Origin of the sequence: uncultured Gimesia sp. (genome assembly GCF_963972345.1) — a bacterium.
GTDB lineage: Bacteria > Planctomycetota > Planctomycetia > Planctomycetales > Planctomycetaceae > Gimesia.
This window is the reverse complement of record NZ_CAXAVM010000297.1, coordinates 1-5,754: the sequence shown is the minus strand read 5'-3', so window position 1 is coordinate 5,754 and position 5,754 is coordinate 1. Positions and strand designations below refer to the sequence as shown.

The 5,754-nt window shown below is 52.6% G+C and carries 7 protein-coding genes; 2 read left to right on the top strand and 5 right to left on the bottom strand.

From position 1 onward, the window contains the following. Positions 1 to 423: hypothetical protein (locus AACZ40_RS27895; RefSeq protein ID WP_339676831.1), on the top strand; the 423-nt coding region annotated here is incomplete at its 5' end. A 53-nt stretch (positions 424 to 476) separates the two neighbouring features. Next, positions 477 to 1,607: a sialidase family protein gene (locus AACZ40_RS27890; RefSeq protein ID WP_291178563.1), complete on the top strand. Its 1,131-nt coding sequence runs from the start codon at positions 477 to 479 to the stop codon at positions 1,605 to 1,607. 540 nt (positions 1,608 to 2,147) lie between these two features. Here the strand turns inward: AACZ40_RS27890 and AACZ40_RS27885 are convergent. From AACZ40_RS27885 to AACZ40_RS27865, 5 genes are all read right to left on the bottom strand, one after another. Further along, entirely contained in the window at positions 2,148 to 2,699 is a 552-nt protein-coding gene (locus AACZ40_RS27885) for a hypothetical protein (RefSeq protein ID WP_291178560.1), read from the bottom strand. Positions 2,700 to 3,018: 319 nt separating this feature from the next. Further along, positions 3,019 to 3,585, bottom strand: coding sequence for a type 1 glutamine amidotransferase domain-containing protein (locus AACZ40_RS27880; RefSeq protein ID WP_291178557.1), 567 nt, complete (start codon positions 3,583 to 3,585; stop codon positions 3,019 to 3,021). A 133-nt stretch (positions 3,586 to 3,718) separates the two neighbouring features. After that, positions 3,719 to 4,036 (bottom strand): four-helix bundle copper-binding protein, encoded by a 318-nt coding sequence (locus AACZ40_RS27875; RefSeq protein WP_291178554.1) that lies wholly within the window; start codon positions 4,034 to 4,036, stop codon positions 3,719 to 3,721. A gap of 531 nt (positions 4,037 to 4,567) precedes the next feature. Beyond that, positions 4,568 to 4,864 (bottom strand): hypothetical protein, encoded by a 297-nt coding sequence (locus AACZ40_RS27870; RefSeq protein WP_291178551.1) that lies wholly within the window; start codon positions 4,862 to 4,864, stop codon positions 4,568 to 4,570. A 72-nt stretch (positions 4,865 to 4,936) separates the two neighbouring features. Continuing rightward, positions 4,937 to 5,754: DUF1559 domain-containing protein (locus AACZ40_RS27865; protein ID WP_339676825.1), on the bottom strand; the 818-nt coding region annotated here is incomplete at its 5' end.

The window sequence follows — 5,754 nt, the reverse complement described above, 5'->3', positions numbered from 1 at the left end:
AAATCTCTCTTCCTCATTTCCAGCCTATTGTTCGGTCTGTTTTTCACAGGCTGTGGCTCTGCGGAACCGGGCCCCGAACGGGTCATCGTCACGGGAAATGTGACGTTCGATGGCAAACCGGTCTCCCAGGGTGAGATCTGGTTCATCCCGACTGCCGGCAGGGAAGCCCCCCAGGCGGGAGCGATTATCAAAGCAGGACAATACCGGGTCGAGAATAAGGGAGGTGTTCCCATCGGTGCCTGCCAGGTAAAAATCACCGCGGATCGTCCGAAAGAGGATGTCAAAATCGTAGCAGACGGCGGGCCGGAAGAAATTCCCACCACCCAATATTTACCAGCGCGTTTTAATGAAAAGACAGAACTGACGGTCGAGATAGAACCCGGTTCTGAACCAATGAATCAAGACTTCGATCTGAAATCCTGAAGCTGATCATCACACCGCTTATTACATCCTGCGAATCCCGAGAAAGAAATCTTATGAAGCCGCTGTTTTCCCTGCTCATGATCTTATTGCTATCGACCACTGCACTCCCGGTTCAAGCCGACGACAAGCTGCCCTTGATTGATCTCTCTGGAGAGACCGACCAGCAGACCGTCATCGCCGCCGGTACGCCTCAGGTTTACCAGGGACACCCGACCACGTTACTGCTGCCCGATCAAAAAACCATCCTTGCCGTCTGGTGCATCAACCACGGCGGTTCTGCCGGTCCCATGGCCCGCAGTGAAGACGGCGGTAAAACCTGGTCCCGCGTTGATGAGCGGCTTCCCGCCGGCTACTCCACACATCAGAACTGCCCCAGTATCTACCGGATGATTGATCCGGCAGGCAAAGCTCGTTTGTGGGTCTTCTCCGCCGCCCTCGGTAAACGGGGCGGCCCGGGGATGCCCAGCATCATGAGTGAAGATAATGGCGATACCTGGAAAGAAATGCCACCGCTCGGTTTTCCCTGCGTGATGACCTTCAGCAGCATGGTTCGCTTGAAAGACGGGCGTTACCTCGGCCTGTATCATAAAGGACCCGACGGCAAAGACCGCGCCCCACTCGTCGTGCTGCAGACGATCTCCGACAATGGCGGCTTCAGCTGGTCGGAGCCACAGGTGGTCGCAGAGGTTGCTGGCAAAAATCCCTGTGAACCCTGCGTCTTCCGCAGCCCGGACGGCAATCAGCTCTGTTGCCTGATGCGCGAAAACACTCACAAAGGTCGCAGCCTGATGATGTTCAGCAATGACGAAGGCACCACCTGGACCACACCCGTCGACACTCCCTGGGGCTTGACCGGCGACCGTCACAAACAGGTTCTCACAAAGGACGGGCAGTTGGTCGTCTGTTTTCGGGATCAGGCACCGGGCAGTTCCAGTCGCGGACACTTCGTCGCCTGGGTGGGTACGTACGACGACATCGTCAATAAACGGGATGGGAAGTACAGGGTGAAACTGCTGCATCATCACGGACGTACTGGTGACTGTGGCTATCCCGGTGTCGAACTGCTCCCGGACGGCACCATCGTCGCCACGACCTATGTCAAATACCGTGACAACAAAGATAAAAACTCCGTCGTCGCCGTCCGGTTCAAACTCAACGATCTGCCAAAACCGGAAGCAAAATAGAGCGTCCTCAAATCTGCTTCACACCGTATCAGACGTGCGCGTGCCATCGTCGGCTTGCCCGACGGTGCTCGGTCAACCAGTCACCAACATCTAAACCGGGTCGTCCCGAATGCAATTCGGTGTTGTCGAAGACAACAGGAAACTGATAGAACAATCGCAAAATCCTGATCCACGCATCCGACCTGCCTTGCCGTAGGGGCTGTCCCATGTGTCAGCCCGCCTGGCGAGGTTCGAATCCGTTTCCCATCACAAGGGGAACAGAAAAAATATCCCCATCAGAATTTTCAACCACGAAAAACTCGAAACCACATATAAGAAAAATGGGTGAGCCCGAATGCAATTCGGGCCGAGCAAAGCGAGCAGGAGGTCGCAGTTGCCACGTACGATCCAGAATCGGGATTCCTATACTCATTCGACACGGCCGGACAAGCTATTTAGACCGGACACACGGAAACCTCTATAGAAATTGCAACGAGCCCTACTATATCAGAGGTGCGCGTGCCATCGTCGGCTTGTCCGACGGTGCTCAGTGAACAGAGCCTACGGGTACTGAGGCGGATCAATAAAGCCTTCGCCCACTTTTTCCATAACGTATCCCAGACCCAGGGCGCCTCCTTCCAGAACCGCAAACAGGATCACCAGCCACAACCGCTCAGAGAAAGTAAACGCGATCACAGCGAAGACATTGGGGATCTGGCGAAACGCGTTCCCGATGAAGTCCATTAACGAATTGAAAGCCGTCTTGAACATCGCCGCCCCGGCGGCTCTCCTGCGGGTCGAGCGGAAGTCTGACTCCAGTTCGCCTCCATTTTCGGCAGCGAAACGTTCGGTTTCGTTACTGCGCCAACCCTCTTTCGCATGCGCATAAGCAGCCGCGGCACACGCCCAGCCAAACAGCGCGATCCCCAGCATCACCAGCGCGATCAGTTTATGCGTTGAAGGCTCATCATCCTGCGACTTCGCTTTCTTTTTCTTAGCTTTCGGCCTGGCATCCGCTTTCACGCCCGTTGACTTTTTTTTCTTCGTCAACTCTGCAGCGACCGGTTTTCGTTTTCGCTTTCGACGCGGTCTGAGATACTCTTCTTCTGTCATGATTCCCACTCGCTTCAGGCAATTTTTGACAACGCATTCTCTGGAACAGGGTGTTCCTTTCCAGCACAGCAGTCTGGCCAGAAGATCAGATATTATGACAGTACATTTTTTGAAGTCAATCAATCAATGCAGACTTACATCAACACTTCATAATCGACTGAAAATGATCGTATCAAAAACAGCAGGACCTGTGATTCACCCCATTAATGCAGAACGCCCTGCAACGGAAATGTGAATGAAACACTTCCCCTGCAGGGTTCGTCCTGGCATGTGTTTTCCGGTTGATCTCAATAGAATCGAGCCGGACTGAATCTATTTTTCAGGCGGTCTGTTTCGCGTGTTTGCCTTCCGCAAACTCTTCAAGCATCTTCTCGCAGAATGCGGGCAGGTCATCCGGGTTGCGGCTGGTCACCAGACCCTGATCGCAGACGCAGGCTTCATCCACCCATGTCGCGCCCGCATTTTTGAGGTCGGTCTTCAGGCTCGGCCACGAGGTCACGCGGCGGTCCGCCACCACATCGGCTTCCACCAGCGACCACGGGCCGTGACAGATTGCGGCCACCGGTTTTCCCTGTTTGAAGAAGTCGCGTACAAAATCGACCGCCGTTTCGTGCATCCGCAGCGCATCAGGATTAAAAACTCCTCCGGGCAGGACCAGTCCATCAAAGCTTTCCGCGCTCACTTCATCAACCGTCTGATCAACGGCGAACTGATCTCCTTTTTGATCGTGATGCACGCCTTGGATCGATCCCGCTTTCAGCGAGACCAGTTGCACATCGGCGCCGGCTTTTTTGGCGGCCTCCCATGGCTCGGTCAACTCGACCTGTTCAAAACCATCAGTGGCGAGAAATGCGATTGTTTTACCTTCCAGATTAAACTTCGTCATCAATCCAACTCCTTCATTTTTTCTCTAAACGAATTTTCGTCCCCCAACGATCCAGGGGAGTACTTTCCCGATTCCCTTCACAGCCGCCATGGGTGCAAAGGAATCCCGGTGCTCCCCTGGAACACAACTGCTGTCAGACAGCCACGACCTCTTTACATTCGGCTGCGCATTTACGACAGGAAGCGGCACACGCCTGACAGTGATAATGTTCATGGGCCTCACACTGTTCTGCACACCAGGTACAGATCTCAGCGCATAACTGACTGATCTGTGAGGAATACTTACTGTTCCGCGCCAGTGCCTGTGCTGTATACAGGCAGATGTCGACACATTCGCGACAGCAGTGGGGGCAGTCGTTATGACTTTCTTTATTGATCATGGCATCCAGACAGAATTCACAATCCGTCGCACATTTCAGGCAGGCATCAATACAGGATTGTTTGAGACTCATTTTTCTTCCTCCGTAAACAGCGGTGAGTGATTCTATCGAAAAGACAACAGTAGACACTTTCCTGCGCCTGTCCTGGCATTGGTTCAGTGCATGCTCCCATGCATGACCCTCTGTTGTTTCAAACTGGAAAAGGGGAACGCAATTCCTGTGCCAGCACGCCCCATTCAAAAAAGATCCGGTAAGTACTGCAGAAAACGCAGCCAGGCAGTGGGGAAGCGGTCGCATGTCAGACAGACTGAGCGATCAACGCGCAGGGCAGGCTCTGCTCAAGCAGGGAAACAGCGGCGTTCTGAACCAGGGCTGCGACAGAATGACTGAGAAGAGAAGGGGATGGCAGCATCGATTCCCGCCGTAAGAAGCTCTGACGTACAGAGTCCTCACAGCGGGTCATCGACTGCGGAAACAGCATTGATTTGAAATCGAACCGCCAGCAAACAGCAGGACAATCCTATTTCACAGTACGTCGTCCCGCCCTGGTTGCTCACGCCAGTTGAGGATGCGGGAGACGCGTCGCTTCACCTGAAGTTCAGGCTAATTTTGAGAAGGACGAGGTTTTTCCTCTTTCATCTTGGGCACGACTACCTCTGTTAAAAACTGGTCCCAGGCATTTTCTTTTTCCAGCCTGGGATCACTGGCCCTCAATCGATCCAAGGTGTCAACATCATATTTTTGATTGATGTCCGTCATCTTATCCCATTCATCCAGCGAAATTGGCGGAGGCGTGGGAACATCAGAGGGAACGCCAATCTGCACACCAGAATCCGAACCACCACAACCAGTCAGCACCACTGGCCACAGCAATAACAGAATACATACTACACGAAACATGATTTTCTCCAGAAAACAGGTACGCGACCAGAACAGTAAAGTGCAGGTCGCGTCCTGATATTGAAACTATGCTTAAGGAAACTCGACGACCTCACCACCGGCACGAGTGGAGAGCGCCTGATACAGTTCATTATTGATATTTTCAGAAAGAAAATGCACGGAACCATCAGCCATTGCAAAGTGTGCTCCCCCCGTATGTTGACTGCGAAAGACACCGTAAGAAGTGGTGCCATTACGCAGGTTTAATCTCGAGAAAGTTGTCCCCCAGGTATAACCTAGATATCCATAAGCCCAGACACTGCCATAGGTAGTAGAGGGGACTCCAGCCGGAGCAAAATCAGTCTCTCCCATCAAAAATGTATTCGTAGTCCCATCCGTAATGTCACGCATTTTTGTCTTTTTTTGATAACTGGGACTGTCTGATTTATCGGGATTCAAAATCCGTGGTGTAATCGCTCCATCAAATGCAGGTTCTGGGTCTCCATAATGAAATTCCGACGTGGACTTTGTACCGGCAGAGAAAATATAACTGCAGGGACCACGATTACCTGCTAGCGGTGCTGAGGGCATTGTCATTGTGGGGCATAAAAAGGTAGGCACGATCATCTGAATCAGCATTGCATTCGTGAACCCATCTCCGTCCGTATCATTCGTACTGTTATATCTTTCTTCTTTATCCCACCGCCGGGCGACCGCATCCTGCTCCAGATAAGGCATGATTTCAATATGTCCCGTGATCCAGGTCGCAGCAGGCAAATCACCGGGATCCGACAGATCAGCTGTAACTTCATAGTCCGAAGTCCCAAATGGAAATCTCAGAAACGTATCGTGGAAATTATGTGTCGCCAACGCGATCTGTTTCAGATTATTCTTACACTGCGAACGGCGGG